Here is a 14,638-nt window from a genome sequence, read left to right on the forward strand (position 1 = left end):
GAACACACCCGGGGCGCGCCGCACGGCGAGGCCCCCCGCCCCACGGCGGCGAGCGCCGCAAGGGGGCGCCCTCACCCCTCCGCAATCACCACAGCAGAAGCCACCCCCGCGTCATGACTCATCGACACATGCCACGACCGCACCCCGAGCTCCACCGCCCGCGCCTCGACCGTCCCCTGCACCCGCAGCCGCGGCTGCCCGCTGTCCTCGACATACACCTCGGCATCGGTCCAGTGCAGCCCGCCCGGCGCCCCGAGCGCCTTGGCCAGCGCCTCCTTGGCGGCGAACCGCGCCGCCAAGGAGGCGATACCGCGCCGTTCACCACTCGGCAGCATCAGCTCCTCCTCGATGAACAGCCGCCGCGCCAGCTCCGGCGTACGCTTCAGCGCCTCGCCGAAGCGGTCGATCTCGGCGACATCGATCCCGACCCCGATGATCATTCCACCGTCACCGACTTGGCGAGGTTGCGCGGCTGGTCGACCTCGTTGCCGCGAGCGGTGGCCAGCTCGCAGGCGAAGACCTGCAGCGGGACCGTGGACACCAGCGGCTGCAGCAGCACCGGCGTCCGCGGGATCCGTACGAGGTGATCCGCGTACGGCACCACCGTCTCGTCCCCCTCCTCCGCGATCACGATCGTGCGCGCCCCCCGGGCCCGGATCTCCTGGATGTTCGACACGATCTTGTCGTGCAGCACGGACCGCCCCCGCGGCGACGGCACGACCACCACCACCGGCAGATCGTCCTCGATCAACGCGATCGGCCCGTGCTTGAGCTCCCCGGCCGCGAAGCCCTCCGCGTGCATGTACGCGAGCTCCTTGAGCTTCAGCGCACCCTCCAGCGCCACCGGATAGCCCACATGCCGCCCGAGGAAGAGCACCGTGTTCTTGTCGGCGAGGGAGCGCGCCAGCTCCCGTACCGGCTCCATCGTGCCCAGCACCTGCTCGACCTGGGTGCCGATGGCCGCCAGTTCGCGCACCACGTCCCGGATCTCGTCGCCCCACTTCGTGCCCCGCACCTGCGCGACGTACAGCGCCACCAGATAGCAGGCCACCAGCTGGGTCAGAAACGCCTTCGTGGAGGCGACCGCCACCTCGGGCCCGGCGTGCGTGTACAGCACCGCGTCCGACTCCCGCGGGATGGTCGACCCGTTCGTGTTGCAGATGGCGAGCACCTTCGCGCCCTGCTCCCGCGCATGCCGCAGCGCCATCAGGGTGTCCATCGTCTCGCCGGACTGGCTGATCGCGATGACCAGCGTGTGCCGGTCCAGGATCGGATCGCGGTAGCGGAACTCACTCGCCAGCTCCGTCTCGCACGGGATCCGGGTCCAGTGCTCGATCGCGTACTTGGCGATCATCCCCGCGTGGTACGCCGTCCCGCACGCCACGATGACGACCTTGTCGACCTCGCGCAGCACCTCCGGCGGGATCCGCACCTCGTCCAGCGACAGCACGCCCGACCCGTCGATCCGCCCCAGCAGCGTGTCCGCGACGGCCTTCGGCTGCTCGGCGATCTCCTTCAGCATGAAGTAGTCGTAGCCGCCCTTCTCGGCGGCCGAGGCGTCCCAGTCGACGTGGTACTCCCGCACCTCGGCGGGCACCCCGTCGAAGTCGGTGACCGTCACACCGTCCCGGCGCAGCTCCACGACCTGGTCCTGGCCCAGCTCGATCGCCTCGCGGGTGTGCGCGATGAACGCCGCCACATCCGAGGCCAGGAAGGCCTCGCCGTCCCCGACACCGACCACCAGCGGCGAGTTACGGCGCGCTCCGACGACCACGTCCGGCTCATCGGCATGCACCGCGACCAGCGTGAACGCGCCCTCCAGCCGCCGGCACACCTGCCGCATCGACTCGGCCAGCTCCCCGCAGGACGAATAGGCCTCGGCGAGCAGATGCGCCACGACCTCGGTGTCCGTCTCGGACGCCAACTCATGCCCGCGGTCGGTGAGTTCGGCGCGCAGCCCGGCGAAGTTCTCGATGATGCCGTTGTGCACGACCGAGACCCGGCCGGCGTTGTCCAGATGCGGGTGGGCGTTCTCGTCGGTGGGCCCGCCGTGAGTGGCCCACCGGGTGTGCCCGATACCCGTCGAACCGGCCGGCAACGGACGGTCCGCCAGCTCCTTCTCCAGGTTGGCGAGCTTCCCGGCCTTCTTGGCCGCCGCCAGACCACCGTCCGCCAGCACGGCCACCCCCGCGGAGTCATACCCGCGGTACTCCAGCCGCTTCAGCCCGGCCAGGACGACATCAAGGGCGCTCTGCCCGCCCACATATCCCACGATTCCGCACATGCAGGCAGCGTACGCGCCACGCCCAACGGCACCACGTACGACCACGCACCCAGCTCGTCCCGCACCGCCCACCCTCCACGAACGAGCAGGCCACCCACCGTGCTTGCCGCTACCCGGGGTCCGGAAGGAAGCCCTTCAGATACCGCGTACGGCTGTCCTTCATCACCATGCGCGCGATGAACAGGAAGCCGTATGCGGCGACGCACAGAATGAATGTCGCCCAGCGTCCGACACCGAAGGCGACGGCCCCGAGCGCGACAACCCCCGCCACAAGCCACCACAGCCCCTCGGAGTGCAGCTCCGGATCCCAGGCCGGATACGTACGAATCGCCCGCAGACCGTCCCCCTCGGGGAGGGATTCGGCGGCCGGTACGGGGTCACCCTCGGGGCACTCCGATTCTCCGGCAACCCTGAGGACACCCTGAACACACCGCTGCCCGTCCAGCACCAGCATCGCGCGCACTCTCTTCGGCCCGGGTCGGACGGCAGCGAATCTGACCCAGTAGAGCTTCGCTTGAAGACCCTTGATCTCCCGGGAAAGGTGCGAGGGATCGACCACCGGGTCGAGCAGAACGTGCAGGTGCCCCCCCTCGCGCCCTTCGAGTTTCAGCCGGGGTTTGGGCTGCTTGGTCGTGCCCCCCTTGCTGTCAGTGGTTTCGTCCACCACCACACCGACGCTCTTCACTGTGACGGGCAGCGATCGACAAAGGCCCTTCTTGAGCGGACCCCTAAGGCTGCGTGAGGTCCTGCTGAAGAACTCTCCGAGGAGACCGAAGAGTGAACAGCAGACCGTGAGGACACCCACGCCCATCAACATGAGCGGATGCCCGGTACCGCCCAGCTTCTCCTCCAAGGCTTCCCGGTCGGTATCCACAACAAAGCCAAGGTTGGCAGACGATGGAGCATAGAGAGCCCAGACCTTGTCGCCGCTCTCCAACCAGTGTTTCGAGGTGAACTCAGCCTTTTCGGACCTGGTTCCAGCATCGAACGGTACGGAGAGCCGGGCGACCACCTTGTAGTGACCAGAATGCTTTTTCCGGACATACTCCGAGGAGAGCACTTTCTGGACAGCAATCGCCTGGATGCGGCCTTTGGCCTCGGTGATCCGATCGGCCTCCGGGGAGAACGAAAGGGCTGCATAGAAGAACAGCCCCACGGGCACGATCCCGGCACACATACCGGTGGCAATCCACCCACCGATCCGATCGGGCCACCAGTGGCCACGCGTCTCAGCCCGCCCCCCTTGCGGGAAAGGCCCCCGCCGCAGGCACACGAGCGCACCCACCAGCCCGACCACCGTCAGCGCGAGACAAGCCAGCAGATCCCACCGCGGCAGCGCCGCGGAGGGCCGCAGCAACACCCGCACCACCGCCGCCAGCACCCCCACACCGGCGGTCGTCAGGAAGAAGCTGATGGCACGGGCCCGAGTCATCCGAAACTGTCCTTCACACTGCGCACCGAGGAACCGACGTGGCCTCGGGTTCCGACACACACGCAGCACGGCGCGGCACGGCACAGCTCCCGGGCATCTGAGCAGGCCAGGCTAGTGAAAGGCGCCCCCGGCCAGATGCCCGATGGACAAAATCCGCCAGCTCCCCGCACGTCATTTCCCGGAACATACCGGGATCCGACCACCGCCGAACCCGGCGATGGCACGACAAAGCGCTGTCGCCAACATGGCTCATCAGAAACGGAGTTCGGGCCGGAATCCACCGCCCCCTCAATACCCCCGCTGTATCCGCTCCTGCGCCTCCCGCACCGTCTCCAGGAACTCCTCGTCCGCCTCCGCGTCCGCGCCGGGGCCGGTGCCCGGCTCGTAGCGTTCCAGGACGTCGGCGAGGTCCTCGCCCAGATCCTCGTCCGGGAGGTCCTCCGCCAGCTCGGCGTGGACCCTGGCTGCGAAGCAGTCCGACGCGGTGTCCGTTCCCCGGCCGCCGTTCGCTCCGGCGGTCCTCCCCCACGGCCGCTGTCCCAGCAGACCGGCCTTACGCGCGCGCACACGCACCCCCTGATTCGTCCAGAGGCCCGGAGCCGGGCCTCTCCCCGTCACCGACGGTACCGGGCAATATCCGCCGGGTACAGACGACCAGGCTGAGAAGCACCCGAGCCGGGCCCGACGTCCACAAGACCGCGCCGGCCGGCACCCCGAGATGAACGGTGTGTGGCGGCTGCGCACAATGGGCGCGTGCCCCTGACGACCGATCCGCAGCAACGACGCCGCGCCGACAGCTCCCCGTACGTCGATCTGACGCGCGCACAGTGGAGCGCCCTGCGGGAGAAGACCCCGCTGCCCCTGACGGCCGACGAGGTCGAACAGCTGCGTGGCCTGGGCGATGTCATCGACCTCGACGAGGTGCGCGATGTCTATCTCCCGCTGTCCCGGCTCCTCAACCTCTATGTCGGCGCCAGCAGCAATCTGCGCGGTGCGCTGAACACCTTCCTCGGCGACGTGGGCAGCGGCCCCCAGCCCGGCACCCCGTTCGTCATCGGGGTCGCGGGCAGCGTGGCGGTGGGGAAGTCCACCACCGCCCGGCTGCTGCAGGCGCTGCTGGCCCGATGGCCCGAGCATCCGCGCGTCGAGCTGGTCACCACCGACGGGTTCCTCTTCCCCAACGCCGAGCTGCACCGGCGCGGTCTGATGTCCCGCAAGGGCTTCCCGGAGTCCTACGACCGGCGGGCGCTGACCCGCTTCGTCGCGGATGTGAAGTCCGGCAGGGCCGAGGTCACCGCACCGGTCTACTCCCACCTGATCTACGACATCGTGCCGGGCGAGCAGCTGACCGTGCAGCGCCCGGACATCCTCATCGTCGAGGGCCTCAACGTCCTCCAGCCGGCGCTGCCCGGCAAGGACGGCCGCACCCGCCTCGGGCTCGCGGACTTCTTCGATTTCTCCGTCTACGTCGACGCCCGCACCGAGGACATCGAGAAGTGGTACCTGGGCCGCTTCCGCAAGCTGCGCGAGACCGCCTTCCAGAACCCGTTCTCGTACTTCCGCAAGTACACCCAGGTCTCCGAGGACGAGGCCCTCGACTATGCGCGCATGATCTGGCGCACCGTCAACAAGCCCAATCTGCAGCAGAACGTCGCCCCGACCCGCGGCCGCGCCAACCTGGTGCTGCGCAAGGGGCCGGACCACAAGGTGCAACGGCTGTCGTTGCGCAAGCTCTAGGGAAGGCGAACGCCGTGCTGCATCTGCGCCTGATCGTCCCTGCTGACCGTACGGACGAGGTGCTCCAGCTGCTGGAGGAGACCGTCGGGACGGCCCATCTCGTCGTGCTGAGCGGGGCGGCCCGTGATCCGCGGGGCGATGTGGTGATGTGCGATGTCGCGCGGGAGGCCGGTGACGGACTGCTGGCCCGGCTGCGGGAGACGGGCCTCGACAGGACCGGTTCGATCGCCCTGGAGCACATCGATCTGTCGCTGTCCCGGCGGGCCGACCGGGCGGCGGACGAGGCACCCGGCGAGGGCGCGGACGCCGTCCTGTGGGAGTCGCTGACCGACGCCACCCACGAGGAGTCCACGCTCTCGGCCACCTACCTCGCCTTCCTGACCCTCGCCACGATGATCGCGGCCTGCGGTGTGGTCCTGGACAACGCCATCCTGATCGTCGGCGCGATGGCGGTCGGCCCCGAGTTCGGCCCGCTGGCGGGGATCTCCACGGCCCTGGTCCGGCGCGCTCCGCGACTGGCCTGGCGCTCGCTGGTGGCGCTGATCGGCGGCTTCGCCCTGGCCATGGTGCTGACCTGCGGCTTCAGTTACTTCATGGACGCGGTGGGGCTGTTCACCGAGCAGAAGGCCGGGGGCCCGCGCCCCAATACGTCGTTCATCTGGCAGCCGGACTGGATGTCGTTCGTGGTGGCCTTCCTCGCCGGTGTCGCCGGCACCCTCTCGCTGACCTCGGCGAAGTCCGGCGCCCTGGTGGGCGTGGCCATCTCCGTCACGACCGTCCCCGCCGCCGCCAACGCCGCGGTCGCCTTCGCCTACGGCGACTACCCGCAGACCTGGGGCTCCTCCACCCAGCTCGTCCTGAACCTGGCGGGCATCGTGATCGCCGGCACCCTCACCCTGGTCACCCAGAAGCTCCTGTGGGCCCGGCACGGCGCCCAGCCGGTGGCCCGCTAGCGGTACGGAACGGCCTCGCCCCGGAGCGGCAGCTGCCACCCCGGGGCGAGGCCGGAGAACTCCGCGGAACCCGCGGTGCGTCAACGGCGGCCGCGGCCACCGCGTACGGCACTCATCCCAGCGCCGACTTGACCGCGTCCGCCAGCCGCTCGGCCACCGCACGGGCCTGCTCGATGTCCGCCGCCTCCACCATCACGCGCACCAGCGGCTCCGTACCGGACGGCCGCAGCAGCACCCGCCCGGTGGCGCCCAGCTCCCGCTCCGCCTCGGCGACCGCCGCGGTCACCTCGGGCGAGGTGGCCACCCGGGACTTGTCGACGTCGGGGACGTTGATCAGGATCTGCGGCAGCCGCTCCATGACGCCCACCAGCTCGGCCAGCGGCCGGCCGGTCGCGGCGAGCCGCGCGGCCAGCATCAGACCGGTCAGCGTGCCGTCGCCGGTGGTGGCGTGGTCCAGCACGATGACGTGCCCGGACTGCTCGCCGCCCAGCGCGAAGCCGTGCGCCTTCATCTCCTCCAGGACGTACCGGTCGCCGACCGCGGACTGGACGAGGTCGATGCCCTCGCGCTCCATGGCCAGCTTGAAGCCCAGGTTGGACATGACGGTGGCGACGACGGTGTTCTTGCGCAGCGTGCCCGCCTCGCGCATGCCGAGCGCCAGGACGGCCAGGATCTGGTCGCCGTCGACCTCGTTGCCGTCGCGGTCCACGGCCAGGCAGCGGTCCGCGTCGCCGTCGTGGGCGACACCCAGGTCGGCGCCGTGCTCGACGACGGCGGCACGCAGCAGCTGCAGGTGGGTGGAGCCGCAGCCGTCGTTGATGTTCAGGCCGTCGGGGTCGGTGCCGATCGTGATGACATCGGCGCCGGCCCGCGCGAACGCCTCGGGCGAGACCCGCGCCGCCGCGCCGTGTGCGCCATCGATGACGATCTTCAGCCCGTCCAGACGGTTGGGCAGCACGCCGACGAGGTGCGCGACATAGTTGTCGAAGCCCTCGTCATAGACCGTGACCCGGCCCACGCCGGCACCGGTCGGCCGCTCCCAGGGCTCGCCGGAGCTGTGGGCGCGGTAGGTCTGCTCGATACGGTCCTCCAGCTCGTCGGCGAGCTTGTGGCCGCCGCGGGCGAAGAACTTGATGCCGTTGTCGGGCATCGGGTTGTGGCTGGCGGAGAGCATCACGCCGAGGTCCGCGCCGAGCGAGCCGGTCAGATACGCGACCGCCGGGGTCGGGAGCACCCCCACCCGCAGCACGTCCACGCCGGCGCTGGCCAGGCCCGCGACGACCGCGGCCTCCAGGAACTCACCGGACGCGCGTGGATCGCGTCCGACCACCGCCACCGGCCGGTGACCTTCGAATGTGCCGGCTTCCGCGAGCACATGCGCCGCAGCGACCGACAGACCGAGCGCCAGCTCCGCCGTCAGATCCGCATTGGCGACGCCGCGCACACCGTCCGTGCCGAAGAGTCGTCCCACTGGTGTCCTCCGAGTAGATGAGCTTGGACCAGAGCATTAAGTCCAGGTATACGCCCCTGGTCCCGGATAGCCGAACGCCCCGGCAGCACGGAGGTGCCACCGGGGCGTTCGCCAAGATGCTGCATGGTGCAGCGCGCGCGATTAGCGCTTGCTGTACTGCGGCGCCTTGCGGGCCTTCTTCAGACCGGCCTTCTTGCGCTCGACCGCACGGTCGTCACGCTTGAGGAATCCGGCCTTCTTCAGCGCGCCGCGGTTGTTGTCCACGTCCGCCTCGTTCAGCGCACGGGCCACGCCCAGGCGCAGCGCACCGGCCTGGCCGGAGATGCCGCCGCCGGAGATGCGGGCGACAACGTCGTAGCGGTTGTCGAGCTCGAGCACCTTGAAGGGCTCGTTGACTTCCTGCTGGTGCACCTTGTTGGGGAAGTAACCCTCAAGGGTGCGACCGTTGATCTTCCACTGGCCGGTGCCCGGGACGATCCGGACGCGGGCGATGGCGTTCTTGCGACGGCCCAGGCCGGCGGCCGGCTGCGGGTCGCCGAAGCGGGAGGCGAGGGACTCGGAGGTGTACTCCGACTCCACGACCTCGGTCTCAGTGGTGTATTCCTCGACGGCGTCGTCGTTCTCGATGACGGTCTCGGGAGTGGTCTCGGCCACGATGCTCCTCAGAATTCTCTGTCGTCTTAGGGGGTGGCCGGACTTACTGCGCGACCTGGGTGATCTCGAACGGGACCGGCTGCTGCGCAGCGTGCGGGTGCTCAGCGCCCGCGTAGACCTTCAGCTTCGAGAGCATCTGACGGCCGAGGGTGTTCTTGGGGAGCATGCCCTTGATGGCCTTCTCGACGGCCTTCTCGGGGTTCTTGTCGAGCAGCTCGTCGTAGCGGACGGAGCGCAGACCGCCCGGGAAGCCCGAGTGGCGGTAGGCCATCTTCTGGGTCCGCTTGTTGCCGGACAGGTGCACCTTGTCGGCGTTGACGATGATGACGAAGTCACCCATGTCAACGTGCGGCGCGTAGACGGGCTTGTGCTTACCCCGCAGGAGGGACGCGGCCTGGGTGGCCAGACGGCCCAGGACAACGTCCTGCGCGTCAATGATGTGCCACTGGCGCTGGACATCGCCGGGCTTGGGGCTGAACGTACGCACGGTTAGCCTTCGCTTCTTCAGAGGTGGGGTATCCCCAGGGCCTGAGGCCGCGGGGACGGGTCCTGTACTGGTCACCGCTGCCGATCACACCAGCAGGAGCGGCACTACGGGTGACGCAACCCGATCGTCCGTCGCTGGTCATCGGCCCGGTGGACCGCGTAAGGGCCCCCTCACGTGAGATAGAGCAAGCCAATACGCATAACGAACAGGCAGAATACCGGCCCGGCCCCGGTGGGGTCAAAACGCCCCCCGAACCGGCGTGCGGTCCCGGTCCGCCGACGCTGTCACGGTGACCGTGAGTATCACCCGTCTCACGGTACTCACCCGCACCGCCGGCGCACCGCCCGGCCCGCCGCGCCTACCGCGACCGCTCCACCCGCCGCTCGTCCCACACCGGCTCCGCCGTCTCCCGCACCAGCCCGTCCGACCCGAACACCAGGAACCGGTCGAAGGACCGGGCAAACCACCGGTCGTGGGTGACCGCGACCACCGTCCCCTCGTACGCCTCCAGCCCCTCCTGCAGCGCCTCCGCCGACTCCAGGTCCAGGTTGTCGGTCGGCTCGTCGAGCAGCAGGGCGGTCGTACCGGACAGCTCCAGCAGCAGGATCTGGAAGCGTGCCTGCTGGCCGCCGGAGAGCCGGTCGAAGCGCTGCTCGGCCTGCTTCTCCAGCTCGTAGCGGCGCAGGACGGACATGGCGCCGCCCCGGTCCTTGGCATGTTCCTTCCAGAGGATGTCCAACAGGGTGCGGCCCTCCAGCTCGGGGTGCGCATGGGTCTGCGCGAAGTGACCGGGCACGACGCGCGCGCCGAGCTTCCACTCCCCCGTGTGCCGTACGTCGTCCCCGGCGAGCAGCCGCAGGAAGTGCGACTTGCCCGAGCCGTTGGACCCCAGGACCGCGACCCGCTCGCCGTAGAAGACCTCCAGCGAGAACGGCTTCATCAGGCCGGTCAGCTCCAGGTCCTTCGCCGTGAGGGCGCGGACACCGGTGCGGCCGCCGCGCAGCCGCATCGTGATCTCCTGCTCCCGCGGCGGCTCCTGCGGCGGCCCGGCCTCCTCGAACTTCCGCAGCCGGGTCTGCGCGGCCTGATAGCGGGAGGCGAGGCCGTCGTTGAAGGCGGCCTTGTTCTTGAGCATGTTCACGAGCTGCTTGAGCTGCACATGCTTCTCGTCCCAGCGCCGCCGCAGCTCCTCGAAGCGGGCGAAGCGCTCGCGCCGGGCCTCGTGGTACGTGCCGAACCCGCCACCGTGCACCCAGACGTCGGAGCCCGCCGGCCCCGGCTCCACGCTGACGATCTTCTCCGCGGCGCGGGCCAGCAGCTCCCGGTCGTGCGAGACGAACAGCACCGTCTTCCGCGTCTCCCGCAGCTGCTGCTCCAGCCACCGCTTCCCGGGGACGTCGAGGTAGTTGTCCGGCTCGTCGAGCAGCAGCACCTCGTCGGGCCCGCGCAGCAGTGCCTCCAGCACGAGCCGCTTCTGCTCACCGCCCGAGAGCGTCCGCACCTGCCGCCACTGCGCCTTCTCGTACGGCATCCCCAGCGCCGCCGTCGTGCAGATGTCCCATGCGGTCTCGGCCTCGTAGCCGCGCGCCTCGGCCCAGTCGCTGAGTGCCTGGGCGTAGGCCATCTGCGCGGCCTCGTCGTCGTCCTCGGCGGTCATGATCGCCAGCTCGGCGGCGTCCACCGCGGCGGCCGCCTCCCTGATCCGCGGCTGCGCCACGGAAACCAGCAGGTCACGCACCGTGCGCTCATCCCGTACGGAGCCCACGAACTGCGGCATCACCCCCAGCCCGCCGCTGACCGTCACCGCCCCGCCGTGCGGCTGCAGCTCCCCCGCGATCAGCCGCAGCAGCGTCGTCTTGCCGGCGCCGTTGGCTCCCACCAGCGCGACCGACGCGCCCTCCCCCACCCGGAAGGACACATCCCCCAGCAGGACCCTCCCGTCCGGGAGGTAGTACTCCAGATGTCCGGCCTCAAGATGTCCCATGAGCGGGATTGTGACCGGCCTCCAAGCCTTCTACCAACCCCATTAGGATGCGCGGCATGAGCTTTGGGCAAGGCGGGCCGTTCGACGGCCCCGGGGGTTCTTCGTCGTCGACGCCGGACTGGGGCGCACTCGCCGAGGAGAGTGAGGCACAGACCCGCCGCAAACGCCGGCTGTGGATCGGCGGCGGCGCGCTGGCCGCCCTCGCGGTGGCCGGCATCGTCACCGCCGCCGTCATGTCGAGCGGTGGCTCGAAGGGCGGCAAGCCGACGGCGGCGCCCACCGCCTCCGACGAGGCCGCGGTGCCGGACGACAAGCCGTCCTTCCCGGACGTCTCCGTCCCGCCCCCGCCCAACCCGCGGGACTACATCTCCGACCCCAAGAAGGACAAGGCGCCGCTGACCCCCGCCACCCTCTTCGCGCAGAAGAGCATGGTCGTCGGCGAGCACAGCTACCCGCGCACCAAGACCGCCACCACCAAGGACTGCACCGCCGGCGCCCAGGGCCCGCTGGTCTCCTCGCTGTCCCACAACGGCTGCCGGCAGCTGCTGCGTGCCACGTACTCCAAGGGCGGCGTCGCGGTCACCATCGGCGTCGCGGTCTTCGACTCGCCCGCCAAGGCCGCCAAGGTCATGAACGAGAACAAGGCCAACCTCATGCCGCTGCCCGGCGGCGGGGTCCCCTCGGACTTCTGCCAGGGAACCAAGTGCCGGATGGCGACCAACGCCACCGGCCGCTACGCCTACTTCACGATCGCCGGCTACCTCAACGGCAAGGACGTCACCGGCACCGAGACCAAGGCCCAGCAGATCGCCCGGGACGGCGGCGCCTACGCGTTCAGCCAGATCACCCAGCGCGGCAAGGACCAGGCCGCGAAGGCCGCCGAGCAGCAGCTCAAGGACGCGCAGAAGAAGGCCGGCCAGTCCTGACGCCCCCGGTGGCGCCGCCTTTCCGACGGCGCCACCACCGGGCGGCCCGGGCCGCCGCTCAGCAGCAGCCGGCCGCCGGCAGCGTCCGCTTGTTCCGCGCCTCCTGGTTACGCGCCATCAGCAGATCGTCGGCCGGATAGCCGACCTCCTCCAGCGTCAGACCGTGGGGCCGGACGACATGCACGGCGGAGTCCCGTACCCCGGCGGCCAGCACCTTGCCGGGCCACTCCACCGGCCGGTGCCCGTCCCCGACGAACAGCATCGCCCCGACCAGCGACCGCACCATGTTGTGGCAGAAGGCATCCGCCCGCACGGTCGCCGTGATGATCCCGTCCGCGCCCCGCACCCAGCTCAGCTCCTGGAGCGTACGGATCGTCGTCGCGCCCTCCCGACGCTTGCAGTACGCCGCGAAGTCGTGCTCACCCAGCAGCGGCCGGGAGGCCTCGTTCATCGCCTCGACGTCCAGCTCCCAGTCGTGCCACAGCACATGGCCGCGCAGCAGCGGATCCACCCCGCCGTGGTGATCGGTCACCCGGTACGCATAGCGCCGCCAGATCGCCGAGAACCGCGCATTGAACCCGTACGGCGCCTCGGTGAGCCGCCACACCCGCACGTCCTTCGGCAGCCGCCCGGCCAGCCGCCGCAGCAGCTTGTCCTGGTGCTCGGCCCACAGCTCCGCGGGCAGATCCACATGCGCCACCTGCCCCCGCGCATGCACGCCCGCGTCCGTACGGCCCGCCACGGTGAGCTCATACGTCTCCCCGGAGCGCGTCACCGTCCGCAGCGCGTCCTCGATCTCCCCCTGGACGGTCCGCCGCCCGCCGGCCTGCTTCGCCCACCCGGAGAAGTCCTTTCCGTCGTAGGAAAGGTCCATCCGCACCCGGACCAGGCCCGGCTTCACTTCGTCACTCACACCAGCAATCCTCTCAACCCCGCGCGGTGCCGCCCGCACCCGAACGCGAAAGCGGGCCCGCCCCGAAGGGCGAACCCGCTCACGCGTCAGTCAGGACTCAGGCGTCCTTCGACTCCTCGGTCGCCTCGGCAGCCGGGGCCGCCTCCGCGTCCTTGGCCGCACGCTTGGTCGCGGCCTCGGCCTCACCGGTGGCCTGCTGGGCCACGGTCAGCGCCTCCACCAGCTCGATGACGGCCATGGGAGCGTTGTCGCCACGACGGTTACCGATCTTGGTGATACGGGTGTAGCCACCCGGGCGGTTCTCGAACCGCGGGGCGATCTCCGTGAAGAGCGTGTGCACGACGCTCTTGTCCGAGATCAGCTGCATGACCTGACGGCGGTTGTGAAGGTCGCCCTTCTTCGCCTTGGTCACCAGACGCTCCGCGTACGGACGCAGACGACGGGCCTTGGCCTCGGTCGTCGTGATGCGGCCGTGCTCGAAGAGCGCGGTGGCCAGGTTGCGCAGCATGAGGCGCTCGTGCGCAGCGCTGCCGCCCAGACGGGCACCCTTGGCGGGCTTCGGCATTTTCTTTCTCCTTGGTATCTGCCCCGGCCGTATCAGGTACCGAGGTCAGGACCCGGTGAGCGGTTGCTCACCGGCAACAACCAGCCCCTCCCGCGAGGAGAGGGACGGGACCCCCGCGCCCTGTATAAAGGGCGCGGGGAACTGCGCGACCGGCCACAGCCGGCCCGCAGCCGAAATCAGGCCGTCCGGCCCGAGCTCTTAGTACTGCTCGGTCTCGACGAACCCGGCGTCCGCGTCGTCGTCCGCGCCGAAGGCGTCGGCGGCGGCGGTCGGGTCGAACCCGGGAGGCGAGTCCTTCAGCGCCAGGCCCATGCCGGCCAGCTTCGCCTTGACCTCGTCGATCGACTTCGCACCGAAGTTGCGGATGTCGAGCAGGTCGGCCTCGGAGCGCGCCACGAGCTCACCCACGGAGTGGATGCCCTCACGCTTGAGGCAGTTGTACGAGCGGACCGTGAGCTCCAGCTCCTCGATCGGCAGCGCCAGGTCGGCGGCCAGGGCGGCGTCCGTCGGGGACGGGCCCATGTCGATGCCCTCGGCGTCGATGTTGAGCTCGCGCGCCAGACCGAACAGCTCGACCAGGGTCTTACCGGCGGACGCCATGGCGTCACGCGGGCGCATGGCCTGCTTGGTCTCGACGTCGACGATCAGCTTGTCGAAGTCGGTGCGCTGCTCGACACGGGTCGCCTCGACCTTGTAGGTGACCTTGAGCACCGGCGAGTAGATGGAGTCGACCGGGATACGGCCGATCTCCTGGCCCACCTGCTTGTTCTGCACGGCGGAGACATAGCCGCGACCGCGCTCGACGGTCAGCTCCATCTCCAGCTTGCCCTTGCCGTTGAGGGTGGCGAGGACCAGGTCCGGGTTGTGCACCTCGACACCGGCCGGCGGGGCGATGTCCGCCGCGGTGACCAGGCCGGGACCCTGCTTGCGCAGGTACATCACGACCGGCTCGTCGTGCTCGGAGGAGACGACCAGCTGCTTGATGTTGAGGATGAGGTCGGTGACGTCCTCCTTGACGCCCGGCACGGTGGTGAACTCGTGCAGGACACCGTCGATGCGGATGGACGTGACCGCCGCACCCGGGATCGAGGACAGGAGGGTCCGACGCAGGGAGTTGCCGAGGGTGTAGCCGAAGCCCGGCTCCAGCGGCTCGATCACGAACCGGGAGCGGTATTCGTCGACGACCTCTTCGGTCAACGAGGGACGCTGAGCAATCAGCATGGTGTTCGATC

The 14,638-nt window shown here is 69.8% G+C and carries 14 protein-coding genes; 3 read left to right on the forward strand and 11 right to left on the reverse strand.

Annotation, left to right across the window (positions count from 1 at the left end; genetic code table 11):
- Positions 1–71 precede the first annotated feature (71 nt).
- From NUT86_RS18380 to NUT86_RS18395, 4 genes are all read right to left on the reverse strand, one after another.
- The gene (locus tag NUT86_RS18380; protein ID WP_274736445.1) at positions 72–440 is read right to left on the reverse strand and encodes a holo-ACP synthase; all 369 of its coding nucleotides are present in this window, start codon (positions 438–440) and stop codon (positions 72–74) included.
- The gene (glmS, locus tag NUT86_RS18385) at positions 437–2,284 is read right to left on the reverse strand and encodes a glutamine--fructose-6-phosphate transaminase (isomerizing) (protein ID WP_026169842.1); all 1,848 of its coding nucleotides are present in this window, start codon (positions 2,282–2,284) and stop codon (positions 437–439) included. The genes NUT86_RS18380 and glmS overlap by 4 nt, the downstream gene beginning before the upstream one ends.
- A gap of 109 nt (positions 2,285–2,393) precedes the next feature.
- Positions 2,394–3,716 (reverse strand): hypothetical protein, encoded by a 1,323-nt coding sequence (locus tag NUT86_RS18390; protein WP_274736446.1) that lies wholly within the window; start codon positions 3,714–3,716, stop codon positions 2,394–2,396.
- A 288-nt stretch (positions 3,717–4,004) separates the two neighbouring features.
- Positions 4,005–4,283 carry a hypothetical protein gene (locus NUT86_RS18395; RefSeq protein WP_229838327.1) on the reverse strand — a complete coding sequence of 93 codons (279 nt, stop codon included), beginning with the start codon at positions 4,281–4,283 and terminating at the stop codon, positions 4,005–4,007.
- A gap of 186 nt (positions 4,284–4,469) precedes the next feature.
- Here NUT86_RS18395 and coaA point away from each other — a divergent pair, with 186 nt between their 5' ends.
- Together coaA and NUT86_RS18405 are read left to right on the forward strand one after the other, a co-directional pair.
- Positions 4,470–5,453, forward strand: a complete 984-nt coding sequence (gene coaA / locus NUT86_RS18400) for a type I pantothenate kinase (protein ID WP_159487752.1) — start codon at positions 4,470–4,472, stop codon at positions 5,451–5,453.
- 14 nt (positions 5,454–5,467) lie between these two features.
- Positions 5,468–6,406, forward strand: a complete 939-nt coding sequence (locus tag NUT86_RS18405; protein ID WP_274736447.1) for a DUF389 domain-containing protein — start codon at positions 5,468–5,470, stop codon at positions 6,404–6,406.
- A 112-nt stretch (positions 6,407–6,518) separates the two neighbouring features.
- Here NUT86_RS18405 and glmM read toward each other — a convergent pair whose 3' ends face one another.
- From glmM to NUT86_RS18425, 4 genes are all read right to left on the reverse strand, one after another.
- On the reverse strand, positions 6,519–7,877 hold the full coding sequence (glmM, locus tag NUT86_RS18410) for a phosphoglucosamine mutase (protein WP_109890590.1): 1,359 nt from the start codon (positions 7,875–7,877) through the stop codon (positions 6,519–6,521).
- A 141-nt stretch (positions 7,878–8,018) separates the two neighbouring features.
- Positions 8,019–8,531: a 30S ribosomal protein S9 gene (rpsI, locus tag NUT86_RS18415; protein WP_018090882.1), complete on the reverse strand. Its 513-nt coding sequence runs from the start codon at positions 8,529–8,531 to the stop codon at positions 8,019–8,021.
- A 43-nt stretch (positions 8,532–8,574) separates the two neighbouring features.
- The gene (gene rplM / locus NUT86_RS18420; RefSeq protein ID WP_006604900.1) at positions 8,575–9,018 is read right to left on the reverse strand and encodes a 50S ribosomal protein L13; all 444 of its coding nucleotides are present in this window, start codon (positions 9,016–9,018) and stop codon (positions 8,575–8,577) included.
- A 358-nt stretch (positions 9,019–9,376) separates the two neighbouring features.
- A complete protein-coding gene (locus tag NUT86_RS18425) occupies positions 9,377–11,002 on the reverse strand; it encodes an ABC-F family ATP-binding cassette domain-containing protein (RefSeq protein WP_018090883.1) in 1,626 nt (541 codons plus the stop codon).
- 56 nt (positions 11,003–11,058) lie between these two features.
- On the opposite strand from NUT86_RS18425, the gene NUT86_RS18430 reads away from it, so the two are divergent.
- The gene (locus NUT86_RS18430; protein WP_018090884.1) at positions 11,059–11,928 is read left to right on the forward strand and encodes a hypothetical protein; all 870 of its coding nucleotides are present in this window, start codon (positions 11,059–11,061) and stop codon (positions 11,926–11,928) included.
- 58 nt (positions 11,929–11,986) lie between these two features.
- Here NUT86_RS18430 and truA read toward each other — a convergent pair whose 3' ends face one another.
- From truA to NUT86_RS18445, 3 genes are all read right to left on the reverse strand, one after another.
- Positions 11,987–12,841 (reverse strand): tRNA pseudouridine(38-40) synthase TruA, encoded by an 855-nt coding sequence (gene truA, locus NUT86_RS18435; protein ID WP_093640399.1) that lies wholly within the window; start codon positions 12,839–12,841, stop codon positions 11,987–11,989.
- A 97-nt stretch (positions 12,842–12,938) separates the two neighbouring features.
- Positions 12,939–13,406 (reverse strand): 50S ribosomal protein L17, encoded by a 468-nt coding sequence (rplQ, locus tag NUT86_RS18440; RefSeq protein ID WP_085925694.1) that lies wholly within the window; start codon positions 13,404–13,406, stop codon positions 12,939–12,941.
- 198 nt (positions 13,407–13,604) lie between these two features.
- Positions 13,605–14,627, reverse strand: a complete 1,023-nt coding sequence (locus tag NUT86_RS18445) for a DNA-directed RNA polymerase subunit alpha (protein ID WP_003956430.1) — start codon at positions 14,625–14,627, stop codon at positions 13,605–13,607.
- Positions 14,628–14,638 lie beyond the last annotated feature (11 nt).

Source organism: Streptomyces sp. G7(2002), from assembly GCF_028870195.1.
GTDB lineage: Bacteria > Actinomycetota > Actinomycetes > Streptomycetales > Streptomycetaceae > Streptomyces > Streptomyces nigrescens.

Bases quoted from the DNA above. Each gene is read 5' to 3' on its own strand.
- NUT86_RS18380 (WP_274736445.1), bottom strand. From the start codon at position 440: ATGATCATCGGGGTCGGGATCGATGTCGCCGAGATCGACCGCTTCGGC.
- glmS (WP_026169842.1), bottom strand. From the start codon at position 2,284: ATGTGCGGAATCGTGGGATATGTGGGCGGGCAGAGCGCCCTTGATGTC.
- NUT86_RS18390 (WP_274736446.1), bottom strand. From the start codon at position 3,716: ATGACTCGGGCCCGTGCCATCAGCTTCTTCCTGACGACCGCCGGTGTG.
- NUT86_RS18425 (WP_018090883.1), bottom strand. From the start codon at position 11,002: ATGGGACATCTTGAGGCCGGACATCTGGAGTACTACCTCCCGGACGGG.
- NUT86_RS18430 (WP_018090884.1), top strand. From the start codon at position 11,059: ATGAGCTTTGGGCAAGGCGGGCCGTTCGACGGCCCCGGGGGTTCTTCG.
- rplQ (WP_085925694.1), bottom strand. From the start codon at position 13,406: ATGCCGAAGCCCGCCAAGGGTGCCCGTCTGGGCGGCAGCGCTGCGCAC.
- NUT86_RS18445 (WP_003956430.1), bottom strand. From the start codon at position 14,627: ATGCTGATTGCTCAGCGTCCCTCGTTGACCGAAGAGGTCGTCGACGAA.